We start from the raw sequence: 20,639 nt of genomic DNA on the forward strand, positions 1-20,639 counted from the left end.
CCTTACCCTTGTATCTGTTGTTGCTGTTGTAATTGTTGCATTTGCATCATCTTACGTTGTTGTCTGATTTGTAATACTTCTTGTTCACTCTTGAGGATTGAGCTTGGGGCTTCTCGTAGTTCAAAAAATAGTTTAAAACACTCATCCCAGTTAATATTATCATAAATCTCAGGAAAAAAGTTACTTATACCACTTCTTTGGAAAAAACCTAATACCTGTTCAACGCTGGCTATTGCTGATGTTTTCTGTACCCTAGATAGTGGTGAAACATATCCAATCTCTATCTCAGGGGGGCTATTTGCTCCCTCTAAGATCGGTACTCTGTTATATTTGATTAGTGTTTGATATATCGCCATAATTAACGGATTTAACAACTCACTCTCAATTCTTCCAACCATCGGGGACATTAAACGGTATTGTTCTTCCGTTCTAATTTGCACCTCAGTGGCAGTCATTTCTTTGTTTTCTTTCTGCATTCTGAATATATCAACATAGAATGCCTTAAATATAGCATCGCGGCATTGATTCTGCTCGATTTCAGTTGGTAGGATATTCTCCATACCAGTTAGGGGTATTATTTTATCCGCCATACCGTTACGATAGAAATTAACACTACCCGGAGTGGTGTAAAGAGGTAAGTAATAGCCATCCTTAGGCACTAATAATGGTGGGTCTAGTTGTTTTTGGGCTACTTTTAGGGTAATTTGTCTCAAACTATTGAGTAATTTAATATCAGGTAGCACATGATGAGCCGGAGCATAGCCATATACTTCACCTTCTTCTTTTACCCACCGCGTGACAAAAAATGGGAAATAAGAATAGCCTGATTGACTGATAATTTTTTGTTCAGCTAGGTAGATATATTCTGAGCTATAGGCAAGTGTTGATGAGCTAGATGTTGAAGGACTAGCTGCCGTTAATTTTCTGCCTTTACTTTTCTGATTTTGAGCTTGTGGGCTAACTATATGCAATATTTCTACTATTTCATCAGGATTCCGGGCTAACCTTTCCTTGAAAGGGGTAAAGTTTACCCATTTCGCTGATGCCGATTTTATTGGCATGCTAAATAGTCGGTACATTGTATTAACAAAACCAAACTTATCCTCTTCAAAATAACATTCCTGTAAATTAATATTACGAAAGAACAGAGTCTGTGCTAATTCTATATCTTCTTCAACATAGAATATTGCAGTACCAAAGGCTGATAAATTCAAAAAAAACTGGTGAATTTGATTATAAAAATTAGAAGCCGGACTGTTGAATATATCCATTAAAGTTTTTTCTAGCATTTGGGCTAACATGTTGCGTTCAGCTGTGGTTAAATATTGCTGTTGCTCATCATTTTCAGCAACTATAGTAAGATTAAACCAGTTCATTGCTGGGTTTACCAGCAAGCTTTGTAGACCTGATGCTAATTGCTCCCTTGACCAAATGGAAGTTGAATCAAATATTACCTTATTGCTTTCAGTTTGCGGACAAACATATTTCTTCAACTCATCCCATATATGATGCCATTTCTCCCGTTTGGTTTTAAGATTATCAAAATATTCAATTTTTTTGTTTAAATCATTATCAGCCATAAGATGTTACCATATTTGTGTTGTTGTAATTGGTACGTGTTGCATTTAGGTTTATGGTTGAGTTTGGGTTTAAGTATGGCGTACCAAGCTTCTTTGACACTTTTTTGAGCTTCTTGATAAACTCGTTATCATATAACACCTCATAGTTATACTTTTTACCGCTAGCTGCAGTCATGCTAGGTAAGCCTAGAGTTAAGCCTTCAATATCCTTAAGAGACACGATCTTGCCAAGAGATTCATGTAACGGCGGCAAATCTTTTAATCGTGGCACTGACCGCATGCCAAAATGTTCCAACGCTTGTTTTAGACCACCAAGCTCAGGTATGGCTCTTTTGTCTAATCCTGATGGACCGTATCTTGCTATTCGCGACAAATCAGCCCCTATACTTGGATCATTGTTGTTAAGATTAATTCTTTCAAAACCAAGTTTGTGACCAATATTGGCTGTGTTCATATAATGACCAATACCAATAAGTCCGCCAAGTACCGCACCTCCACCTAATCCCAAGGTTAAAGCAGCAAGTCCAAGTCCTCGTACTAACCCAGTCTCTCTTGCAGATTTTTGATACTTACCGGCTCGCCACTCTAAATCTCTAGCATAGCTATCCAACTGGCTTTGAGCTGCCGCCCCATAACTTCTTAACTGGTTTTGCAACCCTTCAGCATGCGATTGCTGCCTTGTATAGTCAGCAGTGATTTGCTCTTGTCTGTTCTGTTCTTGTTTGTATTGTTCAATCATGCTGAGTAATTGTTGTCTAGCATTATCAAAGTTACTAGTCTCCTGCAACAATCGATTTTGCTGTGATTGATAGTTGCTAAGCTGATATTCAAGATTAGCTTTTTCCCTTGTTAGCTGTTGATGCTCTTTGGTGATGCTATCCATCGAATGGCGTATTTTGCTTTCTGTTTCGCTACGTTGATTTTTTAACAATTCAACATCTTGCTTATATTTATTAATATGGCTACCGGCTTCCTCTTCGGTTAAACCTTTCAAGCTTTCTCTTCGCTGGGCTACTTGATCATACAGGTTTTGGAACTGACCCGGTAATTGCTCTACCTCACTTATTTTTGCATCAAGAGCAGGAGATTTTTGTGTAAATGCTGCAAAAGCTTGTTTTAGCTGTTCAGCTGATGTGGTCAAACTAGCTCTTTGTGATTCTATATTTCTTAAACCACTCTCATATTGTCTGCTATGGTAATCGAGCTGGTTTTGCATATCATAGCTTCTTGAGCTAGCTTGATATTTTTGTTCCTCCAAAGAATGTAAGCCCTGCTGAACATGTTGCAATTGCTGCGACAAATTATTGATAGTATTTTGTGCTTCACTCGCATAACTACTATAACGATCTCGCGACTCGTTATAGATACGCTTCTGTCGTTTTATATCTCTACCGGTAATAAAATTCCAAAATCCACCCATAGTCCTACCCTAAATTATTTATAGAGATTACTACAGTACCTACTACTAGTGAAAATATAACTAATGATAATCTCATTTTTTAACTCTTAATTTCTAACGCATTGTAATCATTCATTACTTTACGATATTGTAATATATTATATTGCGATTGTTGTTGCTCATTACCAGTTTTAACATCCATGGCAAGATAACAAAAGCTCTCGGTTATATCAGTTGCTCTAGATGAATTAGAATGCACACCTCTTTTAGTAGCATCAAACTCATAAAGACCGTTAATACCACGCTGACATTTTTGGGCGTCAATGCGGCATTTACTGAGTAGTATTCTTGCTTTAGTTATCATCTCTTCCCGTAAATATTTCCTACCAATAGCAAAAGGCGAGAAGCCTACTTTCTCTGCTACCTCATTAGCTTGTTGTAATCTTGTATCCAAAGTTGGCATTTGTCTTCGACTCATATCATGGGGCAATACGTTACGTCCATATTGATAGGGTCTAGTTCTTAAATGATTCAAGTAAAACTCTAAATCTTTGCCTCGGTTCATGTAAAAGTCAATAATATCGATAGAATCTTTTTTTTCTTGAACAAACCAAATAACCGTATAATCAACAATGCCTATATCCCAGTAAGTATTAACCTGATAGCTTGCATCAAATGGCACATAGCCAATACGCCCCTGACTTTCAGCAAGCCGTAATTGTTCAACAAAAGTACCACCTTGATCAGCTCTCTTGTAGCGATAAGCAACAAAATCACAATAAAACTCTCTTTGAATCTCTTCGTTACTCATGTCGACCGAAGTCAACTTGTTTTTATCAACTAATGGCTGCCCCTCATGATCAGTAGTATCTTCAATAGTTTTGATTTGGCAAAATACTTCCGGACTATCTTGATATTTTCGGTATAATTCTTCACCATGTACAAGTTTTGGATTATCAGAAGGGGTATACAAATAAAGCAACCAACCATTATTACGAATTACCATCGGCTCTATAACGCAGCTCATAGCTCTTGGATCATGATAAGAATACTCTGAGATAACTGCTCCCTTAATACCACTACCCCTGATAGTCGCATAACGATCGCTACCAACAAACTGAATCACTGAACCATTTTTAAACAATATTCGTTGCTTGTATTGCTGACTACGAGCAATAATGCTTTTAGGGATAAACGACATATAAGGACGCCCCGATAATGTCATACCATCCCATATGCTCATTTTAGCTTGATTATAGGTAGGATAGACATACCAATAAATGCCAACTTCTCGAATAGCACTAGCAGTGATCCAGTTAATACCCATAATATCCTTACCAGCTCTTCTATGCCAAATGGCTATAGCTTTCTTACCACCCGAGTATAAATATCTCCACAAAGGCAACTGAAATGGATAGGGTGACCAATCCACTGGAAATTTAAGACTTTTAGAAGCAGAGCTAGTAACCTCTTTGCTGGCTTTAGCTTTACTAATAGTTTTCATCACTTTGGTCTTACTGTCCTTTGGCAAGTGCATATTCTGCTTCATACGATTCTATTTCAAAATTAGCTACATCTATCATTTTTGACATTCCTTGGGCTTTGGTTACTTGTTCAGCTTCATCACTATTTTTCCTATGGTAACTAGCATCATGCCTCCTCGTTTGATATTTTTGCGAATTGGCTTTAAGATATTCCAGCAATGACTTAGAACAATATTTTTTCTTAGTAGCTATTGCCTGATTATCCTTGTTATAAGTCACTTCCTCGTAACCGTTAATTGCCCTATCATATAACACCCCTTCTGCTCTATCTACTGCAATGGCTAAAGCTAAATTGACGCATTTGGCTAGATATTTATCGCTATTAATAACTCGGTGCAACCTAAGTGGTGAAATACAACCAGCCTTCTTAGCTGCAATAACGATGTTACCATGTTCACAAAGATATAATAGGAAATTAGAGATATCATCTATTGAGCCAAACTTACTGATGGTATTAGATGATATCTTTGCTAAATATTTTTCAAACAAACCATAATTTTTAATCATGTACATCTCTTTAAAAATTCCTTGTAATTCCCTTTATTATAGCTGATTTCTAGGTTTTTTGCCACTTGAAAAATAAAAACTAAAAAAGTGAAAATTTTTAATAACAAGCGATTAATTACCTCAAAAAAATTTTTCGCGTGACGCCCCCTATACCCCATTTTGCATAGCTACCACCCCCCGGGTGATTCCGCGAACAATTTTTGCCAAAAAATGTAAAAAAGTGACAAAATTCGCTAAAAATCTTAGCAAAATAGCTATAAATAGCAATTTAAGGTACACCCTTATGATTCTTTATCAGAGGTTCGTACACTTATAAGCCGCATTACTATCAAGTTTTTTAAGTTTTGATAATTTTTTATTTTGGTTTTATTTTGGTTTCAACCCTAATTAAATAATTCTTGATTATTATTAACCTTATCGTAATCATTTTTTTCTCGCTTAATACAATTAGTTTCATCAACTTAACTACCAATTCAAATTTTTGTTTGTTATTGCAATAATACCTTAAAATTTCGCAAATACAGACTCGTACAATAGCGCTATTTATTTTTAATATCTTTCTAGCTAAAAAATAAAATCTTTCTATAAACATATTTAAAATAGCTTTAAATGCTATTTGCCATAGCTTACAGCCCAGCCATTCTATCGACTTTCATAAACTCAAAAGTATAATTCAGTTTACTGCAAGCATATTCCAAATCTTTGCTGTACTTATTCTTAATCCAATCCCCAATAAAGGCAGTAGCTGGTTTGAGAATAAGCTTATTGCAAGTCGTATCTTCTTCAATTGCTTCTAACTTGCTAAACCAAGCTTTGTCCAAGTGTTCACCGTATAATTTTAACAAATATTTCCTTACTTTGTACCACACGGACTCTGGATTTAGTCCACTTAGCTCTAAATCATAATCCGATACCTCTCTTTTGTTGGTAATACGCAATTGCTGAACATCTTTGCCATATACTTCTTGCACTGTCTTGAGCAATGTGCATTTGTCAGTTTCTGACAAAGAGATATCCGCTAGATCAATCTTGTATTCATCGTCACATACTCCAAAAAAACTGCACCTCTTCAGCAATTGATAAGCAGTGCTAGGCTGATGCTCAAAAGCTTCAACAATCTTACGTTTCAACTGATTCAGTGGTTTAACGCCCTTACTATCTTTTACCTTTTGCAAATAAGCCTTTCTTGTCTTAGTAGCATTGTTCAGATCGAAGCTAAAGTTTGGGTTATTTGCTACAGATGGTGGACGCCTTTCATGAATCAAACTTATCTTCATGTAATTCAGTACTGCTTGCTTGCAGGCAAAGCGATTATTAGGAGAGTCCACGCTATGTTTAATCAACAGCTTGTTGACAAAACTCAATTCGTAATTACGGCCTGTTGTCCTTCTTAACCAAGCAGCATCTTCTTCGGTCAATGGGTAAAACATCTCTAGCTTCCTAGGTGAATACCAGCCTTTAGCCTGTTTGGTAATATCACTGAGCCACCTAGGCAATTTCCCGCTAGCTTCTTGCTCTTCGCTATTTCCTGAAGATTCCCCTGTTGAATCGGAATCTGAATCGCAGTCTGACTCGTCATCAGTTGGAGCTGCCTCAGAGGAATTGCAGTCTGTGGAATTGCAGGGTAACGTTTCATTTACTGAGTTTACCGTTGTCTCCATAGGTAAATTAAAACTTTTTTCTTCAGTTGACTCAAGCTTTGGTAAACTTTTTTCACCTGAATTTACCGTTATCTCCGGCGATGAATTAAAGCTTTGCTCCGTAGTTGACTCAACTTCTGACAAACTTTGTTCACCTCTTTTTGCCGTTACCTCAAGCGGAAAATTAATGTTTTGTTCCTCAGTTGATTCAGGCTCTGACACAATTTGTCCACAGACTTGTCCACAATTTTCTTGATTTTTTCCATATCTAGATATTATAGATATATATATAGATGCGTTTTTTTGAAAATTTTTTACAGTTGGATGGTAATTTTTTTCAGGTTGAGCTGAAATTTTTTGATGGCTAGATTGAATATTTGTGTAATTAGAGTGATAAGAACTATCATTAGCTTTACGAAAATTTATAAATTTCTTAAGGAGTTTGATAGATAAAATATTACGGCATTTTAGGTTATGTTTGACCGTAGTAATCAAAGTGTGATAAATGAACCCACTTGTTTGTAATTCTATTAGACATTGTTTAACCCGTCTTTGGCAGACTCTTAGCTCTTTCTCGAAGAAATGATAGCCTTCTTGTAATTCTTGTGTATTGTTGTAGCTATCAGTTTTCGTGCAAGAAACTATCAAAGATAGAAGTTGAAGAGAAGTTTTACTTAATTGCTTACCACAATTATTGGTAAGATTTCGCCACTCAGGTGGGACAAAATTACCGACTATATTATAGAAAATAGTGTCAGGATTTTCAATTAAGTTGTCGGAAAAAATTAACGATTCTGTCATATTTCCTCCCCGTGAAAAACGGTTAAAAATAGACTATTTTGTAGGTCAATTTTGAGGAATTTTGCTAAAAAAACACTATAAAAACAGTATAGAATTTTTTTAATGAAATGATCAAATAGTTGGAACGGTAATATATATGCTGGTTGGAAGGAAATTTTTAAACCACACCCTACGTTCCTGGCTAGAATATCAGAAAAATGCATTCTTGAAGCGGTTCTACGAATGCATTTTAAACCTTTCTAAAGCTAAAAACATGATTTTAAAAGATTAAAATCATGTTTTTAGCAAAATGGATTGCCACGCTCACGTATGTTTGCTCGCTAATAGACATATACGTCTATAAAACGTCTATTAGCGAGGAGTCGCGAAAAAGCGGCGACGTGGCAATCTAGGATACGCGAAGCGTACTAGACAGCTTCGCTGTTTACCTAGATCGCCACGGCATCTAAAGAGCCTTGCTATGACGATTATAGGAAAATGTAGGATACTATGCTTTTTTACTCACATTAATAGCCATATTACACATTAATTTAATAACTGTATTGATTAAGGAAGCAAATACTATCTTACTGCTACCTTGTACTAGGGCTATATCTTTATGTTCAATTTCCTCAGCCTGAAATTGTTTTATGCTATCTACCAATTCTTTCTCTAAATTATACAATTCGAGATAATCTATTTGTTTCTGATAATGTTGTTCAATCACTTCTTCTACACTTTGCGTTAGTAGCATGGCAGTTTTTGTTCCTATCAATATCGATCCACTACCAAGTATATAGCCAATAATATGCCAAAATGGTATAAAAATAGTTGGTCTAACATTACGTTGTAATAACAAATTAGTAAAGTAGCTCAAATGTACTTCTTCTTGCTGCATCATATGTTTTATTATAGAGGAAGCTTCGTGGTTTTTGCAATAATTTAATTGCCCTTGATAAATTCGTTTAGCTCCATATTCTCCAGCATGATTTACTCTAATAATTTCTTTTATGATATTGTCTGAATTGGTGAAATCGGGTCTTGCCATATGCTGCTTTAGTATCTAAATAACGGATAATTTATTGCATTTTATAATATATCAATTTTATTAGATCGGGTAATCTTAGAGATAGTACTAGGAATTAATACAAAAATTCCAAAAACAAGAACACTATATTTTAATATAATACTACAATAGAAAATAAAAATGTTTATTTTTAGAGTAGGTATGAATTTTGCTATGCCAATTAAAATGGCTAGGGATATTAGAGCGGTTGGAATACTAATTTTGTGCTGTAGACCAACTGCCTGATTTTCTATCCATCGTAAGGATAACCCAAAGCCAATGAGAGCTCCTATTGCCATCGGTATCATAGGTGGCCATGGTAAAGATTGAGACACTATAGTGTATAGTGAGATTATTATAGCAAGTAAAAACCAAAATTTTTTGCAACTATGTTGAAATACTTCTACAAGTAATGCTCTTTCTAAATATGTTTTCCATATATGGAAAACACAAAACCCAAATATCAAACCACCAATTACATCATATATACTATGAACACCAAGATATACTCTTGAAAGACCAATACCAATTATTGGCAGTAAGCATAAATACTTAAAAGGACTATTTTTAAGACTTAAAAAGATTGCTAGCCAAAAAGTGGTTGCCACTTGAACATCACCACTAGGAAAGCCAAAAGGATCATACACAGATATTAAATGTAAAGATATGTCAGGACGCGATATTTTAAATAAATTCTTTAACAAGCAATTAAGTAAAGTACAAAAAGGTATTAAAAATCCTAATGATCTAAATAATAATGCCGATGGATTTAACCAATATCCTAAAGCAGTAATGGTAATGTAAAAGTAATCACTAGCAAAAAATGGAAATAACTTAAATATGGTTGTTAGAAAATCTGTTCTTATTTCTACAATCCAACTAGTATCTATCATGAAAAGAACGCTTATAATGATTGATATAGTTTGCAATAAAAACTGATGCTGGGATACAAAATCCGATTATAGCCCATTGCATTTGCCTGATAGCTAATGGTAAAGAGGAGATATAACCAACTGTAAAAAGCATTTTGACTATAAAGAGCATGAAAAAACACAGTATTGTTGCTGATATTTTGCTTCGTAGATTTATAATTGTTATTTTTTTTGTAAAAATGTTTTCAGAAAATATTACTCCAATAAGAGCGTAATATGCCATATATAGATGTTCTTCTACCTTATGTATAGATGCAATGTACAACATCAAAAATGTAGTAAAAGTCAATAAAACTGGTGGCAATATTTGCTTTTTTGTGCTTGCAAGAAATGTATAAAAGGCTATTAATAAAGAACCAAAAAATATGGCTCCTAGAATATCAAAATAATTATGATAGCCAAAATAGACTAAACTCATTCCTATTCCAAATAGCAAGCCAGTTATCAGAATTTTACATATACGGCTTTGTGTTTTTGTCATCAGCCAACCATACAAAACAACTGAAGACTGCATATGACCACTTGGAAAAGCAAAACCTTGTTTACCAATATGAGCAGATAGTGGTACTTGAAATATAATTTTTAGAGCAAAATTAAATAACATACTTACTAATATTAAACATATTGCATTAAAAAACACTTTTTGCTCTAACCAAATATAGCCTAGTATCAGTAGTGGGATAATGACTATATCATGACTAAAACTTAAAAAAATCTTAGCAACATTATCTAGCATAAAAAATTGTAGAAGATTTGAACTTATAGACACTATTTACCTAGTCGCCAATTAAACTTCACCCATTATACAGAGTATCTGTATACAAGATTTTATCATTTTGTCAATAGCTAATTACCCAGCTAAAAGCTCCAGTGATTATAATTGTCTTTTTATAGGTGATCATTTATAATTACCTAATTACTTACTGTACAAACTATCAGAGTTGGCTAGAGGAAAAACAACATATTGTTATAAAAAATATTTGATCCTTGATGACTTAGTGGAAATCTAATATATTGTATAATATAGGGAGGGTGCTTATGAATTTATCCAAAAAAATAAAGAACCATAAAAAACAAAAAAACTACACTCTGTTATATGTGCTTGTAGCTATGATTGTATTGGTGTATTTTGTAACTTTAATAAAGCTTTCAAGTTAAAACTATGGAAAAAAAAACTATCCTTCAATTTTTTGGAGGTATTATTCTATTGATAGGTGTAATAATTTTTGCAATTAGTCATCGAAGCACATCTAAGAATGATGTAGATATTAATATAGTAGAAATTGTAACGGTTATAAAGAATCATAGATTTGAGCCAAATATTATTAGAGTAGAAAGTGGTAAGAAGATTCGTTTTACTATCCACAACCAAGATAGTACAGTAGAAGAGTTTGAGAGTCATGATCTGCACCGCGAAAAGATTATTATGCCAAATGACTCTATAAATATCATCCTTGCCCCTTTAGCCCCGGGTAAATATGATTTTTTTGGAGACTTTCATCAAGAGACAGCACAAGGGTCTCTCATTGTTAATTAAATTTATTTAGGTTTAGATGTTTAAAATAGCATTAGTGGTATTCAGGGAATGCCTAGAAATAGCTTTGTTGCTTGGGGTAATACTTGCTGTGACAAAACAATTAGAAAAATCTAGAATTTATATAATTGCTGGAGTCATGCTTGGTACAGTTTCTGCTGCGTTATTTGCTTTCTTTACTCGTAGTATAACCGTAGCATTTAGTGGTCTAGGTGATGAGATATTTAACTCTGGAGTTATTTTGTTAACAGTTGCATTAATTGGTTGGACTATAGTATGGATGCAAGGTTATGGTATTAAGATAAAACAAAATCTTAATGATTTGTCTGTAAAAATTAGTAGCGGTGATAGTAGTTATATAATGCTAGTACTGATTGTTGCGGCAACTATTCTTCGAGAAGGAATGGAAATTATTATATTAGTTTATAGTATTTCTTCAGTCGAAATTATTGACAGTAATAGCTATCTATTAGGATTAATTATTGGTATAGTCAGTGGTCTAACTTTGGGTGTCATTATCTATTTAGGTTTAATAAAAATAGTAAACCAACAATATATATTTCGTATATCTTCCATTTTATTAATGCTTGTTGCTAGTGGCTTTGCAGCAGAAGCTGCTGGTATATTGAGTTCTTCAGGGATTATTACTATTTTATCCGACCAGCTTTGGGATAGCTCTTGGCTCATTTCTGACAGAAGTATCTATGGTAAATTCCTAAAAATGATTACTGGATATATTGCTAGACCTAACGGATTACAAGTTGTTTTTTATGTTTGTACTCTAGGTTTAATTAATATCTTAATACAAATAAAAATCAGACACACAAAAGCAGTAACAGAGAAATAAAACTATTTATGATTAATTTTTTATCAGAAGTTGCTCCGCTTATAGCTTTTTTTATTGGCTATTTTTATGGTGGTAGTATACAAAGTGCGACGTTATATATACTTATTACTTCAATTATTTGTGTTAGTTTGTGTTATCTTATAGAAGGAAAAGTTTCCAAATCCTCCTTAATATCTTCTGGAGTGTTATTAGTTTCAGCTAGTATAGTTTTGATTAGTGGTAACTCTATGTATATCAAAATCAAACCAACTATTCTATATGTAATTTTTGCTAGTATATTTTTTATCAGTGCCATAAGAAATAAGGCCTTTTTGAAATATATGTTTAATCATTTTGTCCAACTTGAAGATAAGAACTGGAATATTTTAAGCTATAGATCTGCTGCTTTTTTACTGTTCATGGCAGTGTTAAATGAAATAATATGGCGTAATTTTGCAGAATCTACATGGGTTATATTTAAAATATTTGGAGCAATACCTGTAACGATCATTTTCTTTTTACTACAACTACCTTTTATATTGAAGAACAGACTTCCAGATTCAACAGAGTAAGGTATATTCGATGAAAATCAAGAATTGCGTTGTCGTCTTCAGGACACAACTGTTGAAAGTTAAAAAATCATCTATTAGCGAAGTGCTGTTGTAAGGCTTAAACCGTCATTGCGAGACGCCGCTGCAAGCGGCGACGTGGCAATCCATGAAGCTTGTTATATAGATTGCTTCGTCGACCTACGGTCATAACTGTCGAAAGTTAAAAAAGGTATTAAAATATAACTAAAGATTGTGTATAAATTAAGTTCATATAAATACAAAAAGTTGAATAATATACAAATATTATAAATTTAGTAGGTGAAGATAAACTAAATGAAGTAAATAAATTATACAAAATAGATAGGTCATTGCTTGAGACAGAAATTATCAAAGATATAGTATTATTTTGCAGCGGAGAGCCTAATCTTGTAGATTTAAAATTATAAATGTTAGATTATTATTTATGTATAATTTTTGGTTGCAATGAATTATAGTTTTTAACTTTCGACAGTTGTGGACCTACGGTCTCCTCGCAATGACGTTTTGTACTTTTCGGCAATTTTTAAATGCTATACGTAAGGTGAATGACTCAGAAAAAAACTTGATTATCGAGCAGTATATAGATTGATGAAATATTTTGTAACATAATGTAACTTGCATGTAGTTGTTTAAGGCATTAAAATAAGTTGAATTTCTAAAATGTTAGTAAAATTAACCAATGCAAGTATCAATACTAAACCCAGTAAGTTGTTATGGTGTGGGCGTTCATTCCGGTAACATTACTCAGATGACTTTAAGACCAGCTGTAGAAAATACCGGTATTGTTTTTGTCAGAACTGATGTAAGGCAAGAGATAAATTTTATTCAAGCTAGTTGTTTAAATGTTTCAGAAACTTCTTTATCTACTACCATAAAAAATGAACATCATATTTATGTTTCAACTATAGAACATTTAATGGCAGCTCTTTGGGGATGTGGAATCGATAATTTAATAATTGAAATCGATGGTCCTGAAGTCCCGATAATGGATGGTAGCAGTAAACCATTCGTCTTTATGATAGAATGTGCTGGTAGACAATTACAAAATACTCCAAAGAAATACCTAAAAATCTTAAAAGAAATTAGGGCAATTCACAAAGATTGCGAGTTAGTAGCTAGCCCTGCTCATAGCATGACGGTTGATATAACAATAGATTTTGCTAGTAAGGCTATTGGCAAGCAAAATTTAGTCTTCTCAGAGAATGAGTCTTTCAAAAATAACATTGCTGATGCTAGAACTTTTGGATTTATCCATGAACTTGAATATTTAAAAAGTAAGGGCTTAGCACGTGGTGCATCTCTCGATAACGCTATAGGTATAGATCAAGATATTATAATGAACCACGATGGACTAAGATATACTGATGAATTTGTGCGTCACAAACTTCTCGACCTGTTTGGAGATTTATATACTACAGGAGGTCATCTAATAGCTGATATCACGGGTTATAAAACTAGTCATGCTCTTAATAACCAATTCTTACGACAAGTATTTAGTGATCGCAGCTTCTATCAATGGGTTAGTGCTAGAGAAATTTAGGTTATTTTTTACCCAAAAACTTGAGAATTGGTTTACCAACTCTTCAAGTTTTTGCAGTATACTCGAATAATTTAAAGAGGGGGTATTTCTATTTATAATGCTCGTAAATGAAGAGTTGATAGACGATAGAATCAAAATCATAATAGTAGCAGGAATTACCAAGTCGAGGAGTGGAGCGTACATTTAGTACGTTAGCACCGCTAGAATCTTGGATAATGACAACGCAATTCTTGATAATATCGGCTATTTTACGTAAATCGTTAGTATCTTGAAATTGCATATTTGAAGTTGTAGTAAATTTGTTTTTAAATAATATTATGATAGAAAAATAAGCTTGTCAATTAATAGCAAATCATTTATTGAATAAGTAATAGGCAATTATACCTATTGAGAGTAACCCTGCCTATTCTTTTTGCTCTTTAGCTAGGCTTCTTTATTATTGATCACAAAGACCACAAAGAAGTCCAAAAAGTCAAAGAAGCCGAAGTATGATGAAATTGTTAAAGTAGCAATGGAAAATCCTATGGTAGCTTATGATTTTCTTAAAACTCATTTGCCTAAGGATGTGCTGGCTATAATTGATACGTCTACGTTAAAAATAGAAAACGCAAGCTTTATTGAACCAAGGCTTACTCGTAGTAGCTCGGATGTATTATTTTCAGCTAAATTTAATGATCAGGATGTTATATTTTCACATTGATAGAACATGTGCGACATGAAGTTGCACAAAAGAATATGCATTAGGACAGCATCGAAATCCTATTGTCACGCCTTTGGTGCAAATCGGGTAACTAATTTGTGCTAAGCAAGGGCGAAAGCCGAACCAAAGTATTTAGTTGGAAAAAAAATGGAGGCAAGACAAAATCGAAATAGATTGAACGCAAGTGAATCTTTGATTTAAAATACCGTAGCGACTCATCTTCGAGACAAAAAAGTGCTTAAAACGTCTAAAGAATCAGGTTTGCAGTGGTTTTGGCATGAAGTTTGTAGTCATGTAAACATCACTTTTCTACTTGACATACTAAAAATTAGTCAACATAATGCTTCTTATGTGTATTACCATTGTTTTGTTTCAAATAAAAACTCTTGTCATTAAAGTACACTTTTATCAGTATTTCTTTATTATAAAATTCCACAGGTGAAAAAATAATGGTATGGACCTCCTGATATACAGAATGAAAAGCAGTTGCTAATCTTCTAAAGTTAATATTAAATATTAAAATAACAATCAGGAGGCTAAGATGGAAGTTACCACAATTGGTATAGATATTGCAAAAAGAATTTTCCAAATTCATGGTGTAGATAAAAATGGTAAGACGGTATTAAAGAAAAAATTAATGAGAGATCAAGTTTTAACATTTATGGCTAATACGCCAAAATGTTTGGTAGGAATGGAAGCTTACGGTAGAGCTAGTTACTGGGCAAGAGAAATAACTAAATTGGGGCATACAGTAAAACTAATGGCAGCACAATTTGTCAAACCGTATGTTAAAACTAATAAAAATGATCAAGCTGATGCAGAAGCTATATGTGAAGCGGTAACAAGACCAAATATGAGGTTTGTACCAATTAGAACTGTAGAACAACAAGATATTTTATCAATTCATCGAGTAAGAGAGAGATTGGTAAAAAATCGTACTGCCCTTGCTAATGAAATTAGGGGGCTACTACATGAATTTGGTTTTATTATTCCTCAAGGGATCAATAAGGTTATGACAAAATTAACCGAGATTTTAGATGAAGGAAATTTAAGCCAGCTGGGTTATCAAACATTTAGTGAACTGAAAGAGGAATTTTTGGATAATGACAAAAGAATAAAAGAGATAGAAAAAAGATTAAAAATAATAGCTAGCAACTTAACTCAATATCAACGATTAACAGCTATACCTGGTCTTGGTTTAATTACTGCTAGTGCTTTAATAGCATCAATAGGTAATGCTACAAGTTTTGAGAATGGTAGGCAATTATCGGCATGGCTTGGATTAGTGCCAAGGCAGCATTCCAGTGGAGGGAAAGATAAGTTGCTTGGAATTAGCAAGCGAGGTGATGTTTACTTGCGTACTCTATTGATCCAAGGAGCTAGAGCTGTACTAAATGCCAAGATAAGATTTACATCGGAAGAACAAAAATCTAAAAAAGATTTTAGCAAATTTACGCAGTGGATGTTTAATTTATCTGAGCGAAATGGACATAATAAAATAGTAGTTGCTGTAGCTAATAAACTGGCAAGAGTGGTGTTTGCAGTACTAAGGTCAGGGGATGATTATGTAGAGAGTAAAGTTTGTAGCACAAAGCTATTATAATTAACATAAAATAAATAGTGGTTTATTAATTAATAGGTAAACAAAGAATATGTAAGAGATTCCAACCCGGAATATGCGTGAGATAATAATATTGATGGTAAATAAGACAAACCTTAGCTTACAAAAAAACTGATGACTACAATGGCTCTTTGAAGCCGATAAAATGATAAGTATATAGTAAATTTGTAAGCCAGCGAATTCCATCAGGGCTGTAGGATAAATTACACATAATTTATTAACTATAAGCCGGATACATGTATGCATTTGCATTTTTGCTATTAGATGTTATTTTTTTCTTGCATTTTACAGGAGGTTCATACATGTAGTCAGTAACGAGAATTTAATTCTACACTCCACTCGTCGCATAATACTCACGTTCTATAGCATAATTTCTGCTCATATTTATCTCGAAGATGAGTCTCAAGATTGATATGTTTGCCTTCCTCTAACTGCTTTCTTGCTATATATAAATCCTCAGGCGATAAATCATAGCCTTTAGTTTCCCATTGCTGACGCCGTAAATTATTGATAATTTGCTGATCCAATTGTTTTACTGCTATCAAATATTCCTGAAACTCCGGGTTATTAATATGCTCCTGATATAATTGTTGTAATTTGCTTTCTTCCTCTAGTAACATATCCAAGAACCATCTTGGTATTGCTTCAATCTTACCATTAGTACCAAACTGATCATGCATATGTTGTTGTAATTCTGCTATTTGCCGCTGCTGGGCAGAATATGAGGGAAATTGTTGCTCGGCTGCCGTAATTAATTGTAACTTCTTTGCTTGTAACTCAGCTAACCTTGATAAAGAACTGTTTCCAATATTAATATCGGTACTTGTTGGTATTTGACTATCAATTTGCTCAGTTTCTATTATATTCTCCTGAGGAGATGATTCTTTTAGTACAGTGTCAATATTATCTTTTAACTGACTATCAACTATCGGATGTAAGGTCTCAATTTCAGGATGTAGCTTATTTGAATATAAATACAATCTGTCTCGCAAATATTTAGCCGAATAACCAAGACCATGCAAAGTTGCACCAAATAAACCACTTTCTATAATATTAATCAAACTATTTGACAAGTCATAAGGTCTTTGTTCAGTATGTCGTTCATTATGAAGAACTGGCTCGGTAGCTCCCTGACCTATAGCCCCGCCTACCAAATCCTTAACTAATGTTGTTGGAATTTTGCCATATTTTTGGCTAAGTGCCGCCCACATTGCTGCTCTACCAATAGGAATGAAGCTAGCAGCAATGTTAATTAGTGATAAATTACCAAATACTATCTCAGCTCCAAATTTAAGAGTAGCTTCAACTAATCCGCCTTTACCCGCAGCAATAATATATTCATTAATTTCTCGCTGCTTTTTCCTCTCTAAAATATCTTCTACTAGTGCTTCGGTAAAATTAGGGTCATATTTTAAACCTGATTCAGCATATTTTTACTCAAACTCTTCCTTGGTTAATTTGTTATTATAACTTTTTAAATATTCAGCAATATCCTGCAGTTCAGGATCAATAATATATTGTGGGTCAAAAGCTTACCATAAAGTTGATAGGCTTGGACTATCTGCATAAGCTTGCCTAGCAGACGCCCGCCAAACATCTAATTTACTACTACCTAACAGATCAAAAACGCTTTGATTAGGCACATAATCTGGTATCAAAATAGAATAGTTTCTACCGAGCATGATATATTTCACCTAAATCATTTACTTGTAATAATTGTTTTAATCTTTGTCTTTGCCGCTCTAAGGCTAGGGGGTTATTTAGCTCTAGCAAATCAAATTTTAATATTTGACCAACTGTTGCCATGATAGGCAAATAATGACCCTCTTTAGTAGGAAAAGTATAATAAACACTCTTTTTATTCGGCGTTAGTTTCCATTTCCCTTCTCGTAAAACTCTTTCAGCCGCATATTTTCTAGCTGGGTCACTCGTAGCATCACCTGTTACTGAAAAACTAGTAGCGTAATTATACGATACATTGCCAGTAATAATACCAACTTGTAGCTCTGATAGACTAGCTTCAATATAATCAGCATTTAAATCATGAATCATGCCCTCTACTATTATCTGACGAGGGATTTGCAGATTTTTACTATCTATTGACATATAAACCTCACTAATCATTTTCTTGGTTGCCTTGGTTACTGAGTCCTTAATTGTTAAACCCTCAACTCTTTGGTAATATCTTGCTAAATATCTTATCCCCTGCCTCATATAGTTAATCTCTGCGGCACTTTGGATATTGGCTCTAGCTAAATTCTTACTCCATTCTTTTATTGTATTATTTTCGTCAATTGCTTTGTTAAATTCTGTTTTTTCCTGATTGTTAAATAATTGATCTTTAATGGGCAACATTTCTAAAAAGACTGAAGCAAAGTTACGGTTATACATCTTATTGTCAGCATAGGAGTGAATCAGTAGCTCTATATCTCCTTTATCGCTTAAGATTTCTTCCAGTATCTCTACTCCGTATTGTCTACTATTTTCTACATTGTCTCTAATATCTTGCAGATTAATTATACTATCAATTGTTTGTTTAATTTGATTAATGTCTTTACTAGCAATCTTTTTTAAAAATTCATCACGTTCAGCTTGCATTAAATATTTCTGATTGTAACTAGCTATGCCTTTTTGCTGTTGTAATTGTTTTCTGAGCTGATAACGTTGAAATAAAGGCATGTCCTTAGGAATATCTTCAACATATAATTGTTCAACATATTTAGCCGGGTCTGTTTTAGCTAATTTAATTTGTCGATCACATTCTTGCTGCAAAATATGATATATTTGCTCTTTTTGATGATAGTCAATATCTCCTGAATTAGGGGCAATTTGTTGTAATATTTGTTGATATTGGTCTAATGAAGCAAGCTTTAATTGCTGTCTGATAATAAAGGCTTCTTTGTACAAAGTTTCTTGAGCTTTGAACTGCAGCAATCTAGGATCATTAGGATCAAAACTTTTTTGTACTAGATTGTCAATACCATCAATGCCTTGTCCTTTTTCTAAAATACTATCAAAATGAGATTTTATTAACAAATGCAATTGCTGTTGTTGCATTATTTGTTGGTGGTGCAGTAGATTATTGGCTTGTCCCTCTAGCTTAATTCTCTGCTCTAGCGATAAATTTTGTTTCCAGTCAAACATCATATTGGGGTTCAATATAGAATGTGGTGATTGTCTTAAAGTACCAAGAGCTGCTGCATAAGCTAAATCTTGCTTAGCACGCAAAAGCATGTTGTCTTGTTCTAATGGTGGTAGAGATAAAGAGCTAAGGGCAATAGTAATATCTTGTAAATGATTAGTGTAAAGCTGTGGATTGTCATAGGTAGCGTTTTTTAGTTTTTCAATGGCTTCAATTGCTAAATGGTGACGTTTACCATCAATCAGCTTGGCTTCTGTGTGACTTATTTGCCCAGCTAACGATATCCTATAATCATTAATCTTAGCTTGCAACAAACGTTTGGTCAGTGGATTATTAGTACGCTGCAAATAATCATTGGCTCGTTGGTCATATTTACTTAGAAAGTAATCAAGACATGGTTTGTTATTCTCAAGAAAATCCGGGTGCATCTCATCAAATTGCGTTAAACATGTCAGACCACCAGTTTTACTATTGGTAGCTACTTCAATATTACTTTGTGACTGGTTTAGATGCTTGGTGGTATCGCTAAGGAAATCTGACCATAAATGTGGCGTTTCTACGTTAGCATCTTTTTCAAGCTTGCGTATCAAATAGCCTTTAGCTTCTTCATTAATTCTCTGACTTATCCCTGCTATAACTTGCCATTTCATCTTTGTTTATCACTTTCCTTTTACTTTTCTATTATTCCTTCATTAATTCTTGATATTTTAGCAAGGTCAAATACACCGCTTAAAACCGTACCAAGATTCTGCCAAGGTGAGGCTGACTTGATCGAACTAATATTACGGTTAATTGCTTCCTTATTTAAATCAATCATTGTCGTGTTTAAGTTTGATCTTGGTCGTTGGTGAAAATGTTCAGCTTCTACGCTTCTTGCCTTCATCTCATCCATATAAGCCATATGTCGTAGTAATAAGCCAGCTGAATCAGTGCCAGTTATACCAATACCAGTTTTGAGGATATTATAGCCTAGCTGCTGACGATTATATAACTGCTCTTGCCGTAACATATCCACGTGATAACTCGATATCGCTCCATATTCAGCGGTTCGCTCAAATAATTGTTGACGATCAAACTTAAGATGCTCCTGTTGCTGTCTCAATAAATGCTGCTGCTCATATAAGGCTTGCTTGGTCTTCTCTTTATTACTTCTTAGTTGGGCGTAAGTATTAAATAAAGATGCTCCTGTAGCAAATATACTCTCTCCACTTGAGAAAAAATTTAAAAAATCAAACATA

The 20,639-nt window shown here is 33.9% G+C and carries 20 protein-coding genes; 8 read left to right on the forward strand and 12 right to left on the reverse strand.

The annotated features are described in order from the left end of the window. Nucleotides 1-2: 2 nt before the first annotated feature. From AAGD45_RS06650 to AAGD45_RS06685, 8 genes are all read right to left on the reverse strand, one after another. Nucleotides 3-1,580: a portal protein gene (locus AAGD45_RS06650; RefSeq protein WP_341761134.1), complete on the reverse strand. Its 1,578-nt coding sequence runs from the start codon at nt 1,578-1,580 to the stop codon at nt 3-5. Continuing rightward, on the reverse strand, nt 1,573-3,000 hold the full coding sequence (locus tag AAGD45_RS06655; protein ID WP_341761135.1) for a hypothetical protein: 1,428 nt from the start codon (nt 2,998-3,000) through the stop codon (nt 1,573-1,575). Before AAGD45_RS06655 ends, AAGD45_RS06650 begins: the two co-directional genes overlap by 8 nt. Nucleotides 3,001-3,079: 79 nt before the next feature. After that, on the reverse strand, nt 3,080-4,528 hold the full coding sequence (locus AAGD45_RS06660; protein WP_341761136.1) for a hypothetical protein: 1,449 nt from the start codon (nt 4,526-4,528) through the stop codon (nt 3,080-3,082). Continuing rightward, entirely contained in the window at nt 4,494-5,030 is a 537-nt protein-coding gene (locus tag AAGD45_RS06665) for a hypothetical protein (RefSeq protein ID WP_341761137.1), read from the reverse strand. The genes AAGD45_RS06660 and AAGD45_RS06665 overlap by 35 nt, the downstream gene beginning before the upstream one ends. Nucleotides 5,031-5,656: 626 nt before the next feature. Then, a complete protein-coding gene (locus AAGD45_RS06670) occupies nt 5,657-7,471 on the reverse strand; it encodes a DnaA N-terminal domain-containing protein (protein WP_341761138.1) in 1,815 nt (604 codons plus the stop codon). Nucleotides 7,472-7,958: 487 nt separating this feature from the next. After that, the gene (locus AAGD45_RS06675) at nt 7,959-8,498 is read right to left on the reverse strand and encodes a demethoxyubiquinone hydroxylase family protein (RefSeq protein ID WP_341761139.1); all 540 of its coding nucleotides are present in this window, start codon (nt 8,496-8,498) and stop codon (nt 7,959-7,961) included. 41 nt (nt 8,499-8,539) lie between these two features. Then, nucleotides 8,540-9,409, reverse strand: a complete 870-nt coding sequence (locus AAGD45_RS06680; protein ID WP_341761140.1) for a phosphatase PAP2 family protein — start codon at nt 9,407-9,409, stop codon at nt 8,540-8,542. After that, nucleotides 9,396-10,184, reverse strand: coding sequence for a phosphatase PAP2 family protein (locus tag AAGD45_RS06685; RefSeq protein WP_341761141.1), 789 nt, complete (start codon nt 10,182-10,184; stop codon nt 9,396-9,398). The genes AAGD45_RS06680 and AAGD45_RS06685 overlap by 14 nt, the downstream gene beginning before the upstream one ends. 426 nt (nt 10,185-10,610) lie before the next feature. Between AAGD45_RS06685 and AAGD45_RS06690 the strand changes: the two genes are divergently transcribed. From AAGD45_RS06690 to lpxC, 4 genes are all read left to right on the forward strand, one after another. Continuing rightward, nucleotides 10,611-10,985, forward strand: a complete 375-nt coding sequence (locus AAGD45_RS06690) for a cupredoxin domain-containing protein (protein ID WP_341761142.1) — start codon at nt 10,611-10,613, stop codon at nt 10,983-10,985. Between the two features lie 16 nt (nt 10,986-11,001). After that, nucleotides 11,002-11,829 carry an FTR1 family protein gene (locus tag AAGD45_RS06695; protein WP_341761143.1) on the forward strand — a complete coding sequence of 276 codons (828 nt, stop codon included), beginning with the start codon at nt 11,002-11,004 and terminating at the stop codon, nt 11,827-11,829. Between the two features lie 8 nt (nt 11,830-11,837). After that, nucleotides 11,838-12,380 carry a septation protein A gene (locus AAGD45_RS06700; RefSeq protein WP_341761144.1) on the forward strand — a complete coding sequence of 181 codons (543 nt, stop codon included), beginning with the start codon at nt 11,838-11,840 and terminating at the stop codon, nt 12,378-12,380. Nucleotides 12,381-13,077: 697 nt separating this feature from the next. Then, nucleotides 13,078-13,938, forward strand: a complete 861-nt coding sequence (gene lpxC / locus AAGD45_RS06705) for a UDP-3-O-acyl-N-acetylglucosamine deacetylase (RefSeq protein ID WP_341761145.1) — start codon at nt 13,078-13,080, stop codon at nt 13,936-13,938. A gap of 88 nt (nt 13,939-14,026) precedes the next feature. Here the strand turns inward: lpxC and AAGD45_RS06710 are convergent, their stop codons facing one another. Then, nucleotides 14,027-14,218, reverse strand: coding sequence for a hypothetical protein (locus tag AAGD45_RS06710; RefSeq protein ID WP_341761146.1), 192 nt, complete (start codon nt 14,216-14,218; stop codon nt 14,027-14,029). 231 nt (nt 14,219-14,449) lie between these two features. Here AAGD45_RS06710 and AAGD45_RS06715 point away from each other — a divergent pair, with 231 nt between their 5' ends. The 3 genes from AAGD45_RS06715 (at nt 14,450) to AAGD45_RS06725 (ending at nt 16,241) form a co-directional block, all read left to right on the forward strand. Beyond that, nucleotides 14,450-14,638: an Rpn family recombination-promoting nuclease/putative transposase gene (locus AAGD45_RS06715; protein WP_341761147.1), complete on the forward strand. Its 189-nt coding sequence runs from the start codon at nt 14,450-14,452 to the stop codon at nt 14,636-14,638. Between the two features lie 234 nt (nt 14,639-14,872). Continuing rightward, the gene (locus tag AAGD45_RS06720; protein WP_341761148.1) at nt 14,873-15,034 is read left to right on the forward strand and encodes a hypothetical protein; all 162 of its coding nucleotides are present in this window, start codon (nt 14,873-14,875) and stop codon (nt 15,032-15,034) included. Nucleotides 15,035-15,179: 145 nt separating this feature from the next. Then, a complete protein-coding gene (locus tag AAGD45_RS06725) occupies nt 15,180-16,241 on the forward strand; it encodes an IS110 family transposase (RefSeq protein WP_341760931.1) in 1,062 nt (353 codons plus the stop codon). Nucleotides 16,242-16,612: 371 nt separating this feature from the next. On the opposite strand, the gene AAGD45_RS06730 is transcribed toward AAGD45_RS06725, so the two are convergent. Continuing rightward, the gene (locus tag AAGD45_RS06730; RefSeq protein ID WP_341761149.1) at nt 16,613-17,470 is read right to left on the reverse strand and encodes a hypothetical protein; all 858 of its coding nucleotides are present in this window, start codon (nt 17,468-17,470) and stop codon (nt 16,613-16,615) included. A gap of 19 nt (nt 17,471-17,489) precedes the next feature. Here AAGD45_RS06730 and AAGD45_RS06735 point away from each other — a divergent pair, with 19 nt between their 5' ends. Next, a complete protein-coding gene (locus AAGD45_RS06735) occupies nt 17,490-17,729 on the forward strand; it encodes a hypothetical protein (protein ID WP_341761150.1) in 240 nt (79 codons plus the stop codon). Between the two features lie 201 nt (nt 17,730-17,930). On the opposite strand, the gene AAGD45_RS06740 is transcribed toward AAGD45_RS06735, so the two are convergent. Further along, on the reverse strand, nt 17,931-20,051 hold the full coding sequence (locus AAGD45_RS06740; RefSeq protein ID WP_341761151.1) for a hypothetical protein: 2,121 nt from the start codon (nt 20,049-20,051) through the stop codon (nt 17,931-17,933). A 20-nt stretch (nt 20,052-20,071) separates the two neighbouring features. Then, entirely contained in the window at nt 20,072-20,638 is a 567-nt protein-coding gene (locus AAGD45_RS06745) for a hypothetical protein (protein WP_341761125.1), read from the reverse strand. Nucleotide 20,639 lies beyond the last annotated feature (1 nt).

The sequence above is a fragment of the Candidatus Tisiphia endosymbiont of Thecophora atra genome (genome assembly GCF_964026395.1).
Classification (GTDB): Bacteria; Pseudomonadota; Alphaproteobacteria; order Rickettsiales; family Rickettsiaceae; genus Tisiphia.